The organism is Bradyrhizobium sp. Ec3.3 (genome assembly GCF_000472925.1).
Classification (GTDB): Bacteria; Pseudomonadota; Alphaproteobacteria; order Rhizobiales; family Xanthobacteraceae; genus Bradyrhizobium.
The window spans coordinates 15,630-28,494 of the sequence record NZ_AXAS01000049.1; the positions used below are offsets into that span (position 1 = coordinate 15,630).

General features: G+C 63.7%; 12 protein-coding genes and 1 pseudogene. 5 read left to right on the top strand and 8 right to left on the bottom strand.

Translation table 11 applies throughout. The features are described from left to right. Positions 1-56: 56 nt before the first annotated feature. Positions 57-1,175: a 4-hydroxyphenylpyruvate dioxygenase gene (hppD, locus tag YUU_RS0133970; protein ID WP_027526353.1), complete on the bottom strand. Its 1,119-nt coding sequence runs from the start codon at positions 1,173-1,175 to the stop codon at positions 57-59. Between the two features lie 121 nt (positions 1,176-1,296). Here hppD and YUU_RS0133975 point away from each other — a divergent pair, with 121 nt between their 5' ends. Both YUU_RS0133975 and YUU_RS0133980 read left to right on the top strand, forming a co-directional pair. Then, complete coding sequence (locus tag YUU_RS0133975) at positions 1,297-1,776, top strand: Lrp/AsnC family transcriptional regulator (protein ID WP_027526354.1); 480 nt, start codon at positions 1,297-1,299, stop codon at positions 1,774-1,776. A 182-nt stretch (positions 1,777-1,958) separates the two neighbouring features. Continuing rightward, the gene (locus YUU_RS0133980; RefSeq protein ID WP_027526355.1) at positions 1,959-2,270 is read left to right on the top strand and encodes a DUF1272 domain-containing protein; all 312 of its coding nucleotides are present in this window, start codon (positions 1,959-1,961) and stop codon (positions 2,268-2,270) included. Between the two features lie 122 nt (positions 2,271-2,392). On the opposite strand, the gene fahA is transcribed toward YUU_RS0133980, so the two are convergent. The 5 genes from fahA to YUU_RS0134005 all read right to left on the bottom strand — a co-directional run bounded on the left by fahA (position 2,393) and on the right by YUU_RS0134005 (position 8,021). After that, positions 2,393-3,664 carry a fumarylacetoacetase gene (gene fahA / locus YUU_RS0133985; protein ID WP_027526356.1) on the bottom strand — a complete coding sequence of 424 codons (1,272 nt, stop codon included), beginning with the start codon at positions 3,662-3,664 and terminating at the stop codon, positions 2,393-2,395. A 164-nt stretch (positions 3,665-3,828) separates the two neighbouring features. Then, entirely contained in the window at positions 3,829-5,175 is a 1,347-nt protein-coding gene (gene hmgA, locus YUU_RS0133990) for a homogentisate 1,2-dioxygenase (protein ID WP_027526357.1), read from the bottom strand. Between the two features lie 2 nt (positions 5,176-5,177). Next, complete coding sequence (locus tag YUU_RS0133995; RefSeq protein ID WP_027526358.1) at positions 5,178-6,134, bottom strand: MBL fold metallo-hydrolase; 957 nt, start codon at positions 6,132-6,134, stop codon at positions 5,178-5,180. A gap of 19 nt (positions 6,135-6,153) precedes the next feature. Then, positions 6,154-6,378: a DUF2783 domain-containing protein gene (locus YUU_RS0134000; protein WP_027526359.1), complete on the bottom strand. Its 225-nt coding sequence runs from the start codon at positions 6,376-6,378 to the stop codon at positions 6,154-6,156. Between the two features lie 29 nt (positions 6,379-6,407). Further along, positions 6,408-8,021 carry an FAD-dependent oxidoreductase gene (locus tag YUU_RS0134005; protein ID WP_027526360.1) on the bottom strand — a complete coding sequence of 538 codons (1,614 nt, stop codon included), beginning with the start codon at positions 8,019-8,021 and terminating at the stop codon, positions 6,408-6,410. A gap of 110 nt (positions 8,022-8,131) precedes the next feature. Between YUU_RS0134005 and YUU_RS0134010 the strand changes: the two genes are divergently transcribed. After that, positions 8,132-8,668 (top strand): MarR family winged helix-turn-helix transcriptional regulator, encoded by a 537-nt coding sequence (locus tag YUU_RS0134010; RefSeq protein ID WP_027526361.1) that lies wholly within the window; start codon positions 8,132-8,134, stop codon positions 8,666-8,668. Positions 8,669-8,858: 190 nt separating this feature from the next. On the opposite strand, the gene YUU_RS0134015 is transcribed toward YUU_RS0134010, so the two are convergent. Next, positions 8,859-9,545 (bottom strand): alpha/beta hydrolase, encoded by a 687-nt coding sequence (locus YUU_RS0134015; protein WP_027526362.1) that lies wholly within the window; start codon positions 9,543-9,545, stop codon positions 8,859-8,861. 118 nt (positions 9,546-9,663) lie between these two features. Between YUU_RS0134015 and YUU_RS57020 the strand changes: the two are divergent. Beyond that, positions 9,664-9,787, top strand: a pseudogene (locus YUU_RS57020) (LysR family transcriptional regulator); the annotation flags it as partial. 271 nt (positions 9,788-10,058) lie between these two features. Here the strand turns inward: YUU_RS57020 and YUU_RS0134020 are convergent. Continuing rightward, a complete protein-coding gene (locus YUU_RS0134020) occupies positions 10,059-10,865 on the bottom strand; it encodes an N-acyl homoserine lactonase family protein (protein WP_027526363.1) in 807 nt (268 codons plus the stop codon). A gap of 362 nt (positions 10,866-11,227) precedes the next feature. Between YUU_RS0134020 and YUU_RS0134025 the strand changes: the two genes are divergently transcribed. Next, positions 11,228-12,811, top strand: coding sequence for a caspase family protein (locus YUU_RS0134025; protein WP_027526364.1), 1,584 nt, complete (start codon positions 11,228-11,230; stop codon positions 12,809-12,811). Positions 12,812-12,865: the final 54 nt, after the last annotated feature.

Genomic DNA, 12,865 nt, shown 5'->3' on the forward strand with positions numbered 1-12,865 from the left:
CGGCCTTCGCCGGGACGACAGTTGTGTTTGATGAGACAGCGTGCCCAACAACGTGCTTAAGCCGCGTCGTCCACCTTCAGCACGCCGCGCCGAATCTGATCCTCCTCGATCGATTCGAACAGCGCCTTGAAATTCCCCTCGCCAAAGCCGTCGTCGCCCTTGCGCTGGATGAACTCAAAGAAGATCGGGCCGATCGCGTTCGCCGAGAAGATCTGGAGCAGCACCTTGGTCTGGCCGCCGTCGACGACACCCTCGCCGTCGATCAAAATGCCGTTGCGCTGCAATCGCGCGACGTCCTCGCCGTGCCTGGGCAGCCGCGCGTCGACCTTCTCGAAATAGGTGTCGGGCGGTGACGGCATGAAGGGCAGGCCGGCCTCACGCAGCCCCTCGATCGTGCCGTGGATCTCGCGGCAGCCGCAGGCGATGTGCTGGATGCCTTCGCCGCGATAGACCTTCAGATATTCTTCGATCTGACCGGACTCGCCCGCATCCTCGTTGATGGGAATGCGAATCTTGCCGTCGGGGCTGGTCAGCGCGCGCGAGAACAGGCCGGACGCGCGGCCCTCGATATCGAAGAAGCGGATCTGGCGGAAGTTGAAGAGCTTCTCGTAGAAGCCAGCCCAGACATCCATGCGGCCGCGATGGACGTTGTGGGTGAGGTGATCGAGATAGAACAGGCCGGCGCCGACCGGGCGCGGGTCACGGGCGCCAAGCCATTCGAACTCGGCATCATAGGCCGAGCCTTTCGCGCCATAGCGATCGACGAGATAGAGGAGGCTGCCGCCGATGCCCTTGATCGCGGGCACATCCAGCGTCTTCTGCGCGGACGTTGCCTCGGCCGGCTCGGCGCCGAGCGCGATCGCGCGGTCATAGGCCGCCTTCGCATCGACCACGCGGAACGCCATCGATGGCGCGCACGGCCCATGCGCGGCGACGAAATCGAAGCCATGCGTGCCGGGCTCCTCGTTGACGAGGTAATTGATGTCACCCTGGCGATAGACTGTGATCTTCTTGGTGCGGTGGCGCGCGACGGGTGCAAAGCCCATCAGCGTGAACAGCGCGTGCAGCTCCTGCGGATTGGGATGGGCGTATTCGACGAACTCGAAGCCGTCGGTGCCCATCGGATTGTCGGCGCTGATGGTGGCGGGCGGTGCATCGTGCGGAAACGGACCCATTGGCGATCTCTCCCGGATTGTTCGCCTGAACTATCCTTCATGGGGCGCGCAATGGGCGTGCAAACGGGACGCGATTCCGGTAGCATATGCATGGTTTGTGCATGAAATGGACAAATGACGCATGATCCCGGTCGACGCCTTCGATCTCAAGATCCTGACCGCGCTCCAGGATGACGGCCGCCTCACCAACCAGGAGCTCGCCGACATCGCGGGGCTCTCGGCCTCGCAATGCTCGCGGCGGCGGATGCGGCTGGAGGAGGAGAAGGTGATCGCGGGCTACCATGCCGACCTCTCCAGCGAGGCGCTCGGCTTCGGCGTCGTCGCCTTCATCCAGGTGACCCTGGCGACGCACTCGCCCGACAATGCCAAGCGGTTCCGCACCCTGGTCGGCCGCATCGACGAGATCCAGGAAGCCTATTCACTCACCGGCGACGCCGATTATGTGCTGAAGGCCGTGCTGCGCGACCTCAAGGGGCTCTCCAATCTCGTCAACGACGTGCTGATGCCGCACCAGAGCGTCGCGCATGTGCGCTCCTCGATCGTGCTCGACCGTCTGAAGGAGAGCTCGCGGCTGCCCTTGAAGGGACTCACGCCTGGCTGAAATCGAGGGAAATGCGGCATTCGCGCGAGGGGCGCGATCTGCGATGATCGGCGCCAGCCTATTTTTGTTTGAGCATGATCTCCGCGCAAACGCCTTCCGCGTTTGTCGCGAGGGAAGACCGCTCCACACTTTGCGCCAACGCGGCCCTTCGGGTCCGAATCATGCTCGGGGAGATTTCAGCCATGGCCCTCCAGCTTCGGCCGAACTGCGAATATTGCGACTGCGACCTGCCGCCGAATGCTACGAATGCGCGGATCTGCTCCTATGAATGCACGTTCTGTGCGGACTGCGTCGAGACGAAACTCTTCAACGTCTGCCCGAACTGCGGAGGCGGCTTTGCGCCGCGCCCGATCCGCCCCGAGAAGGAATGGCGGCCCGGCGTGTGCGTGACGAAGCACTTGCCGTCGGACAAGCGGGTGCATTTGAAATACAGCGCAGAGGTTGTCGCGGCGCATTCGGCCAGAATCCGCGGCGTGCCTCCGGAGGAGCGGTAGACTCTCGCCACACCGTCATTGCGAGGAGCGAAGCGACGAAGCAATCCAGAATCTTTCTGCGGAAGGATTCTGGATTGCTTCGCTGCGCTCGCAATGACGGAGTGTGGCGTTAGAACGTCGCCTCACTCCGCCGGTAGAATCGTCCCCTCGACCTCGCCGAAGCCGACGCGGTAGCCGTCGCCCTGGCACCAGCCGCGCATCGCGAGGCTGTCACCGTCTTCAAGGAACGATCGCTTCACCCCGCCGGGCAATTCCACCGGCTCGGTGCCGTTCCAGGATATCTCCAGCAGGCTGCCGCGCTGGTTCTTCTCCGGGCCCGAGATCGTGCCGGAGCCCAGAAGATCGCCGACATTCATGGCGCAGCCGCCGGAGGCGTGGTGCATCAATTGCTGCACCGACGACCAGTACATGTACTTGAAATTGGTGCGGCTGATGCTCGTCGCCGCATTCGTGCCGGCGGCGCGCAAGGAGACGTCGAGCTCGATATCGTAGTTCTGCGGCCGATCCTGTCTGAGATAATCGAGCGGCGCCGGGCTCTGCTCGGGACCTTTCGTGCAGAACGGCTCCAGCGCCTCGCGCGTCACCACCCACGGGCTGATCGAGGTGGCAAAGGCCTTGGCGAGGAACGGGCCCAGCGGCACATATTCCCACTGCTGGATGTCGCGCGCGCTCCAGTCGTTGAGAAGGACGAAGCCGAAGATCATCTCCTCGGCCTGTTGCTCGCTGAGCATGCCGCCCATCGGCGACGGCTGCCCGATGACGACGCCCATCTCCAGCTCGAAATCGAGCCGCTTGCAGGCTGCGAAGCTTGGCACCTCGGCCGTCGGCGGCTTCAACTGTCCGCGCGGCCGCTTCACCCTGGTGCCGCTCACGACCACGGTCGAGGCGCGGCCGTTATAGCCGATCGGCATGTAGAGCCAGTTCGGCTGCAGCGCATTGTCCTTGCCGCGGAACATCACGCCGACATTGGTGGCGTGCTCCTTCGACGAATAGAAGTCGGTATAGCCGGAGACTGCGAACGGCAGATGAAGCCGCACGTCGCGCATCGGCACCAGGGCCTGCTTGCGCAGCTCCTCGTTGTCGCGCAGCTCCGGATGGTCGCGACGCAGCAGCTCGCTGATTCGCGCCCGCGTCTTCGCCCAGACTTTTGGTCCCAGCGCCATGAACGGATTGAGTGACGGCGCGGAGAACACGCCGAGCGGGCCCACGTCGAGCCGGGAATCCTGCTCGAGTTCCCAGAGGTCAAGCACGTAGTCCCCGATCGCAACACCAACCCGCGGCGCCGGATAGGCCGCCGTCGAGAACACGCCGTATGGCAGGTTCTGGATCGGGAAGTCGGAGGACGGATCGACGTCGATGAAGGAGCGGAGGCTGGGGTCGTTGGGTTGGGGCACGAGACTCTCCGGGATTGAGGTCGTCATTCTGGGATGGTCCGAAGGACCAGACCCGGAATCTCGAGATTCCGGGTTCGATGCTTCGCATCGCCCCGGAATGACAGCACGGGAGGAAACGCGTGGATCGCCGGGTCAAGCCCGGCGATGACGAGCAAAACAAATCATCACGGCCTGTTCGGATCGAAGCGTTTCTCGAGGCCCTTCCAGCAATCGGCATAGTCGTCCTGGAGCGTCGACGACCTCGCGGCATGCTCAGTGACACGCTGGGGGAAGCGGGTCTCGAACATGAAGGCGAGTGTGCCGGTGAGCTTGACCGGCTTGAGCTCGCCGTTGCTGGCATGATCGAACGCGTCGCGGTCGGGGCCGTGCGGCAGCATGCAATTGTGCAGCGAGATACCGCCCGGCACAAAGCCTTGCGGCTTCGCATCATAAACGCCGTACACCAGCCCCATGAACTCGCTCATGATGTTCATGTGATACCAGGGCGGACGAAAGGTGTTGTCGGCGACCATCCAGCGCTCCGGGAAGATGACGAAGTCGATATTCGCCGTGCCCGCCGTCTCCGACGGCGAGGTCAGCACCGTGAAGATCGAGGGATCGGGATGGTCGAAAGCGATCGCGCCGACCGGCGAGAAGCTGCGCAAATCGTATTTGTAGGGCGCGTAGTTGCCGTGCCAGGCGACCACGTCGATCGGCGAATGCGGCAGCGTCGTCTTGAACAGGGAGCCGCCCCACTTCACGTAGAGCTCGGTCGGCGTGTCCTTGTCCTCGTAGCAGGCCACCGGCGTCAGGAAGTCCCGCGCGTTGGCAAGGCAGTTGGCGCCGATCGGTCCGCGCTCCGGCAGCGTGAAGGCGCCGCCATAATTTTCGCAGAGATAGCCGCGCGCGGGCCCGTTCGGAATCTCCACGCGGAATTTGACGCCGCGCGGGATCACCACGATCTCGCCGGGCTCGGCGTCGATGCGGCCGAACTCGGTGACGAGACGAAGATTGCCCTGCTGGAGCACGAACATCAGCTCGCCGTCAGCATTGTAGAAATGCTGGTCCACCATCGATTTGGTGACGAGGTAGACATGCGCGGCCATTCCGGCCTGGGTGTTGACATCCCCGGCCGTCGTGATGGTCTGCACGCCCTCAAGGAACGTGATCTCCTCCTTCGGGATCGGCGTCGGGTCCCAGCGGAGCTGCGCAATCGGCAGATCGTTTTCATGGCACGGTGCCGAGCGCCACAGGCCGGCATCGACCTTCTCGAAGCGTCCCGAATGCTTCACCGACGGGCGGATGCGATAGAGCCAGGAGCGCTCGTTGGTGCCGCGCGGCGCGGTGAAGGGCGAGCCCGAGAGCTGTTCGGCATAGAGCCCATAGGCGCAGCGCTGCGGCGAATTGCGCCCCATCGGCAGCGCGCCCGGCAGCGCCTCCGTCTCAAAGCTGTTGCCGAAGCCGGACATGTAGCCCGGCGTGACCTGGGCCGTGCTGCGAACGATTTGATCAGGCGAGGTGTTGATGTTCATGACTATCCTCCTCCTTGCAAGGCAGCCCACATCTCCTGGTCGCGCTTGTCGGTCCAGATCACGGGGTCGTCGATCCCCGACGCCTCGTCAAAGGCGCGCGACACGTTGAATGGCAGGCAGTGCTCGTAGATGGCAAAGCTCGAAAACTTGGGATCCATCACCTCGCGCGTCGCCGCCATCGTTTCCTTCAGCGTGCGCCCCTTGGCGACGGAGATTTCGGCCGCGCCATAGAGCGTGGTGACGAAATCGCGCGTCATCGCGATTGCCTCGCGCGCGGTCGTGGTCCCCTTCAGCGCATCGCCGCGGCCCGGCGCGATCGCCTTCGGATTGAAGTTGCGGATCTCGTTCAGCGTCAGCGGCCATTCGCGCAAATGCGCATCGCCGCAATAGCAGGCCGAGTGGTATTCGATGAGATCACCGGAGAACATCACCTCGGCATCGGGCACCCAGGCGACGATGTCGCCCGAGGTGTGGCCGGCCCCGAGCTGCATCAGCCGCACCTCGCGTTTGCCGAGATAGATCGACATCTCGCCTTCGAAGGTGAGCGTCGGCCAGGTCAGGCCGGGGATGCTTTGCGCATCCTGGAACAGACGGGGAAATCGACCATACTCGGAATCCCAGTCCTGCTTGCCGCGCTCCTCGATCAGCCGATAGGTCTCCTGCGAGGCGACGATGCCTTGCGCCTTGTAGGCGGATGCGCCCAGCACGCGGACGGCGTGATAATGCGACAGCGCGACATATTTGATCGGCTTGTCGGTGACGTTGCGCACGCGCTCGATCACCTTGTTCGCCATCGCGGGCGTTGCCTGCGCGTCGAACACCAGACAGCCGTCCTCGCCGACGATGACGGCGGAGTTCGGATCGCCCTCGGCGGTGAAGGCATAGAGATCAGGGCCGATCTCGGAGAAGGTGACCTTCTTCTCCGCGAGATCGCCGGTGGATGCGAAGTTCTTCGCCATCAGTTCGTTCCTTGCACGGTTATTGTTGTTGCTGTTGCTGCTGCTTGCCGTCGACCATGCGGCGCCTGGCGAGCACGATCGCTTCCCGGAGAACGTCGATATCGCCGATATGGTTGGCGAGGATCAGGACCAGAGCGGCGTCAAAATCCGCGCTCTGCTCCTCGCTGAGACCACGATGCGCCTCGACGATGGCGCGGAAGGCGTCATCGGGCCGCGCGAAGTTCGAGCTGGTAGAGAGAGCCATTCTCGCAAAACCTTCAGTTCAAGCCTTGTTCAATTCAAGCCTTGGGCGCGCGACAATGCCGCTGCGACCATCGCCTTTGTCGGATGACGAAAGCGTGCCGCGACGTAGCCATCGGGCCGCAGCAGATAGGCCGTGTCAGACCCGGCGTCGTAGCGCTTTGCGGCGAGCCCGCCGGGGTCGACCAGTCCGCCTTCGCCGCCGACGCGGATGTCCTTCACGTCGCCGGGCAGCTCGATCGCCGCACCATTGCCAAACCCGAGCACGGCAAATTGCGTTCCGCCCTTGCGGAACATATCGGTCAAATAGGAGCCCTCCCCCGCACGCGTCCTGACCGGCGCATCCAGCATGGAACAGCCGGGCCGCGGGCCACCGTTCCACGTCTCCACGTCGGCCGAGGACAGCGGCGAGTTGTAACTACAAGGCACCGAGAGCCGGCCGCCATTGACCATGCGCTTGCCGAACTCGGTCTCTTTCGCCAGCGACAGCACCGCCTTGCGCAGCCGCGCCTCCTGGTGCGAGTTCGGCGCCATGAAGTCCGTCGAGCGGGTCGATTCGCGGATGTTCTCGTCCGCCGCCATGCTGCGCTCGACGTGGTAGCTCTCGAGCAAGGTCGCCGGCGATTGGCCGCGCAGCACCCGATCGAGCTTCCAGGAGAGATTCTCCGCGTCCTCAAGTCCGGAGTTGGCGCCGCGCGCGCCGAAGGGCGAGACCTGGTGCGCGGAGTCGCCGGCAAAGATCACGCGGCCATGGATGAAGCGGTCCATGCGCCGGCACTGAAATTTGTAGAGCGAGATCCATTCGAAATCGAACTTGTCGTGCCCGAGCATGCGCGCAATCCGCGGCCGCACGTTTTCCGGCTTCTTCTCGACGCCAGGGTCGGCATAGCGATTGAGCTGGAGGTCGATGCGCCAGACGTCATCCGGCTGCTTGTGCAAGAGCGCCGAACGTCCCGCATGGAACGGCGGATCGAACCAGAACCAGCGCTCGGTCGGGAATTCCGCGGTCATCTTGACGTCGGCGATCAGGAATTGATCCTCGAACACCTGACCGGCGAAGTCCGCACCGACCATCTGCCGCAGCGAGGAGCGCGCACCGTCGCAGGCGATAACGTATTGCGCGGAGAGGCGATAGGCGCCTTCGGGCGTCTCGATCGTCAGCAGGGCGGAATCGTTGCGTTGCTCGAGCGCCGTCACCTTGTTGCACCAGCGCAGGTCGATCTCCGGCAGATCGTTGATGCGATCGACGAGATAAGCTTCCGCATAATATTGCTGGAGATTGATGAAGGCGGGCCGCTTGTGCCCCTCTTCCGGCAAGAGGTTGAACTGGTAGAGCTGGGACTCGCCGTGGAAGATCCTGCCGACGCTCCACACCACGCCCTTTTCGACCATGCGGTCGCCGACGCCGAGCCGGTCCCAATATTCCAGCGAGCGTTTCGAGAAGCAGATCGCGCGCGAGCCCTCGCCGATCCGGTCGGCATCGTCCAGCAGCACCACGCGCTGGCCGCGCTGCGCCAGATCGATCGCGAGCGACAACCCGACCGGCCCCGCGCCCACCACCACGATCGCATGCTCGGCCGGAGTCTGGCCGGGGCGAACCTGGTCCGGGTGGCGGCGATAGCCGAACTGGGTTTTTGCCTGCGCCATGCGCTAACCTTTCGCTCTGGTCAGGAGGGGACTTATCTGCTAGATAGTCTCACGTGCAACTATCTTGGACCGGCCGCCGCCGTCCGTCAACTGGCATTCGGAGCGATTTTTTGGCGAGGACATCCAGCGAAGCCGCGCTGAAGGCGAAGGACGCGAACGAGGCGTCGCCGAAGGCGCGGCTCGATCTTTTCAAATTCGTGCCGTTCCGTCTGAATCGCCTGGCGGCGGAAGTGAGTTCCGCACTCGCGGTCGAATATCAGGAGCAGCACGGGCTCGACATTCCGGCCTGGCGCGTGCTCGCCACGCTCGGCTTCCGCAACGATGCCTGTAGCGCGCAGTTCATCTCGCAATGCACCCGCACGCATAAATCCACGATCAGCCGCGCGGTGACCGCGCTGCTACATGCCGACCTGATCGAGCGCGTCGAGAACGAAGCCGACCGCCGCGAATTCCGCCTGCAACTCACCAAGAAGGGCCGCGCGCTCTATGAAGAGCTGTTTCCGCAACTGTTGCGGCGGGAGGACGAGATCCTCAGCTGCCTCTCCGCGCAAGAGCGCAAGCAATTGTCGGCACTGCTGGGCAAGATCGAGCAGAGTCTTGATTTGATCCAGACCAGTGAAGAAGCGGATGCGAAGCAGGCGTACTAGGGCGGGTACTCGTAAATCCAATACGCGCGTGCGGGATGGCGAGGCCCGCATTGCCAAGAAGCGGACATCGACGATGCATAAGCGAAGGTCCACCAAGGGCCAAGAACAGGCATCGCATACCAACAACGTCGGACGACTGAGGGAGACCACCTTGCGACGGTCTCCCTTGCGGTATGCCTCCGGATTGGCGTCAGGACATTGACACCGCTCCAGCGGCCTTGCGGATGACATCGAGCACCAGATCGGGCTTCGACAACATAGGGACGTGCGAAGACGCGACTTCGGTCGTGGCAGCCTTCATGCGTTTTGAGACAGAGCGTTGCAGATCCGGGTGAACCGTCTGGTCCTCCGTGGCGAGGACATACCAACTCGGCTTGGACTTCCACGCCGTGCCCTCGACCTTTTGGTTGAAGAGGTCCGCCACGGGCGCCCCTTGCGTCGCGTAAATTAGCTTCTGCTCCGCCTCGGGCAGGTCTCCTGCGAAGTGCGCAACGCCGCTTTGCTTGAGCCAGACGCGCCCGTCCGTCACCTCAATGTGGCCGAACACTGGGGTCGTCGCAAACTTGTCAAGCAGGCCCTGCGAGGTCTCGTCGGCATCCGGCGCGAGAGCCGCGATATAGACGAGACCGGCCACCCGCGCATCGGTCCCAGCATGCGTGATTAGCGTACCACCATAAGAGTGGCCGACGAGAATCGCCGGATTGTGGACGCGGGTGAGACACGCCTTTACGGCTGCCACGTCCGTCGCCAGTGAATCGAGGCCGTGCTGGCTCGCCATGACCTCATAACCCTCGGCTAGGAGCTTCGGGATCAGCTTGCTGAAGCATGATCCATCAGCCCAGAGGCCATGTGCGAACACGATGCTTGGTTTGGTCATGGTAGTCTCCGTGTGGGAGGAGGATGGATGACTTCCGCGCACAGCATGCTCGGCCCTTGGAAGGAAGACAAAGACTTTGGTAAACTCCGCCTATGCCTTGAAGATATAGCTGCTTCCGATGGAACTCCGGCATTTTGCGCTACTTCATAGCCGTAGCAGAGGAAGGAAGCTTCTTGATCGCGGCGGAGCGGCGCTTGCACACCGCGCAGCCCTCGTTGAGCCGGCAGATTCGCGATCTGGAGTGGGGGGCGAAGCGCCGTCTAGCGGACGATGCTTCGCATCGCCGCGAGAACCATGAAGGCCCCCGCTGCAGCATCTCGGCCCGCATCCTTCGAGACGGCCACTGCGCGGCCTCCTCAGGATGAGGGATTGAGAGCGGGGTTTCGCTCTCTCTCTCCTCGTCATTCCGGGGCGCGACGAAGTCGCGAGCCCGTAATCCATCGGGCCACTGAGACGGCCGCTCAATGGATTCCGGGCTCGCGCTGACGCGCGCCCCGGAATGACGGAGATGCATCACTTCACAAACGACCGCGTCGGCGGCAGGTGCAGCGCCCAGGCATCGACCTTGTCGCTGGCGCGCCGATAGATCTCGGTGACCAGCGGATCGTGCCCGGGGATGAAGCGATCGGGATGACCGGCGAGGCGCTCGATCGTCTCCCAGCCTGCGGCCATGTCGCCGACGTTATAGACGATCGGGAACGGGCTGCGCCGCTGCAGATTGGCGAAATAGTGCGCGGCGTCGGAGGCGAGCACCACGGGCCCGCGCGCGGTCTCGACCCTGACCACCTGCAAACCGTCGGAATGACCGCCGACGCGGTGCACGGTCACGCCAGGCGCCACCTCGCCGTCGCCGGAATAGAAGCTGACGCGCTCGCCATAGACATGGCGCACCATCTGCGTGACGTGCTCGACCGAGAACGGATGTCGCAATAAGCCGTTGCACATGCAGCGGCCCGTCGCGTAAGCCATCTCACGCTCCTGCAGATGGAAACGCGCATTCGGAAAGCGATCGAGATTGCCGGCGTGGTCGTAGTGCAGATGCGTCACGATGATGTCGGCAATGGCTGAGGCCTTGACGCCAAAATGCTCGAGCGCGTCGACCGGATTGAGCGTCAGCTTGCGGGCGCGCAAGGTGGCTTCCTCGGCGTTGAACCCGGTATCGACCAGGATATCGCGGCCGCCCCCGCGGATCAGCCAGACGAAATAGTCGAGATCCTGCGCGGTGCTATCGTGCGGGTCCGGCGACAGGAAGTTCATGTGGGGGGTGCGGGGCGACATCGTCGCGTAGCGCAGCGCGTAGACTTCGTAGAGGTTTCCCATGGTTGCACTTTTTTCGTTGAGGGGAGCCTAAAGAGCGGTCGCGAGCACCAAGCCATCGCCGGACGCAAAGGTCAAACGCCGCCTTTCGCCCGGCCCGCATGTGAGACCGATCACATTTTTGTCGCGATGGACGCGCTAAGAGGTGTTCCCGCCGGGCCCCCCCTCCGATCGAGCGATGCCGTGACAGCCGCTTTCGTCCCTCCCATCTTTCCCGCGACGTCGCGGTCAATTGTCGCGATAATGCCTGTTCTCCAAGCGGTTGACGCCCCCACCCCCCGGTTTGATAATGCAAATTGCGTAAGTTAAGGTCGCCGCGGCGCAAAGCTCGCGAACGGCGCCTTTTTGGCTGGACCGCGCTCGTTATGAAGATTCGCTTTCTTTCGCTTCTGCTCTTGATGTTCTTGGTCGTCCTGACCGCTCCATCCTTTGCCGCCGGCGACCGCTATGCGCTGGTCATCGGCAATGCCAAATATCCGGACGCCGACAGCCCGCTGAAGGAGCCGATCACCGACGCACGCGACGTCGCCGACGAGCTCAAGCATGACGGCTTTACCGTCGATGTCGGCGAGAACCTGACTGGCGACGGCATGCGCCGCGCCTTCGACAAGCTCTATGGCAAGATCAAGCCGGGCGCGGTCGTGCTGATCTTCTACAGCGGCTTCGGCATCCAGTCGGCACGCCAGAGCTACATGATCCCGGTCGACGCCCAGATCTGGACCGAGTCCGACGTGCGCCGTGACGGTTTCAGCATCGAGACAGTGCTCGGCGAGATCAATACTCGCGGCGCCGGCGTCAAGATCGCGCTGATCGATGCCTCCAGGCGCAACCCGTTCGAGCGGCGGTTCCGCAGCTTCTCCGCGGGCCTCGCGCCGGTGATCGCGCCGAACGGCACGCTGGTGATGTATTCGGCCGCCTTGAGCTCGGTGACCTCGGATGGCGGCGGTGACCGCAGCCTGTTCGTCCAGGAACTTTTGAAGGAAATCCGCGTCCCCGACCTGATGGCGGAGGAAACGCTGAACCGCACCAAGATGGGCGTCACCCGCGCCTCGCGAAACGAGCAGGTGCCATGGATCTCGTCCTCGCTAGCCGAGGATTTCTCCTTCATTCCCGGCGCCGGCGGATCGCGGCCGACCGCCACGGCGCAGCCGGCCACGCCGCCGCCGGCCCCACCCGCCCCCACACCGCCGGTGGTTGCAAACAACCCGCCGCCCGCGCCGACACCCGTCCAAACTCCGGCTGCGCCGGCGCCGCCGAAGCCGCAGGTCGAAGCGAATGTAGCGCCGCCTCCCGCACCTGCGCCTTCTCCCGCGCCAGCCCCTGCGCCATCACCGAAACCGCAGGTTGATGCGGCGATTCCCGCGACGCAGCCGCCAGTGAAGCCGGCCGACGTCGGCACCAGCCCCAATACCGGTGGCAACACCGACACTGGGCCGAGCCAGGCCGCGCTGGCCGACGATCCGACCATCAAGAGCCTGACCGCCAAGATTGCGGCCAACCCCGACGACGTGAACGCGCTCTACCGGCGCGGTCAGGTCTATGCCAGCAAGGGCGCCTATAACCTTGCGATCAAGGATTTCGACGACACGATCCGGATCAATCCCAAGGACGTCGAAGCCCTGAACAACCGCTGCTGGACCCGCACCGTGATCGGCGACCTCCAGGGCGCACTGAAGGATTGCAACGAGGCCCTGCGGCTGCGCCCGAACTTCGTCGATGCGCTGGACAGCCGCGGCCTGGTCAACCTGAAATCGGGGGCGGTGAAGAACGCCATCGCGGATTTCGATGCGGCGCTGAAGATCAACCCGCGCCTGACCTCATCGCTCTATGGGCGAGGGCTTGCCAAGCAGCGCAACGGCTCGGCCTCGGAAGGCGCGCTGGACATTGCGAACGCCAAGGCGATGGATCCGAACATCGGCCAGGAGTTCGCAAGTTACGGAGTACGTTGATATTTTTTTGAGATTCGGGGCGCCGCGCCTCGAACCCCCGAGAGCCCCGCGGAG

What these genes read in the sequence shown, in the direction of transcription:
- hppD (WP_027526353.1), bottom strand. Translation starts at nt 1,175, where the DNA reads ATGGGTCCGTTTCCGCACGATGCACCGCCCGCCACCATCAGCGCCGAC.
- YUU_RS0133975 (WP_027526354.1), top strand. Translation starts at nt 1,297, where the DNA reads ATGATCCCGGTCGACGCCTTCGATCTCAAGATCCTGACCGCGCTCCAG.
- YUU_RS0133980 (WP_027526355.1), top strand. Translation starts at nt 1,959, where the DNA reads ATGGCCCTCCAGCTTCGGCCGAACTGCGAATATTGCGACTGCGACCTG.
- hmgA (WP_027526357.1), bottom strand. Translation starts at nt 5,175, where the DNA reads ATGAACATCAACACCTCGCCTGATCAAATCGTTCGCAGCACGGCCCAG.
- YUU_RS0133995 (WP_027526358.1), bottom strand. Translation starts at nt 6,134, where the DNA reads ATGGCGAAGAACTTCGCATCCACCGGCGATCTCGCGGAGAAGAAGGTC.
- YUU_RS0134000 (WP_027526359.1), bottom strand. Translation starts at nt 6,378, where the DNA reads ATGGCTCTCTCTACCAGCTCGAACTTCGCGCGGCCCGATGACGCCTTC.
- YUU_RS0134005 (WP_027526360.1), bottom strand. Translation starts at nt 8,021, where the DNA reads ATGGCGCAGGCAAAAACCCAGTTCGGCTATCGCCGCCACCCGGACCAG.
- YUU_RS0134015 (WP_027526362.1), bottom strand. Translation starts at nt 9,545, where the DNA reads ATGACCAAACCAAGCATCGTGTTCGCACATGGCCTCTGGGCTGATGGA.
- YUU_RS0134020 (WP_027526363.1), bottom strand. Translation starts at nt 10,865, where the DNA reads ATGGGAAACCTCTACGAAGTCTACGCGCTGCGCTACGCGACGATGTCG.
- YUU_RS0134025 (WP_027526364.1), top strand. Translation starts at nt 11,228, where the DNA reads ATGAAGATTCGCTTTCTTTCGCTTCTGCTCTTGATGTTCTTGGTCGTC.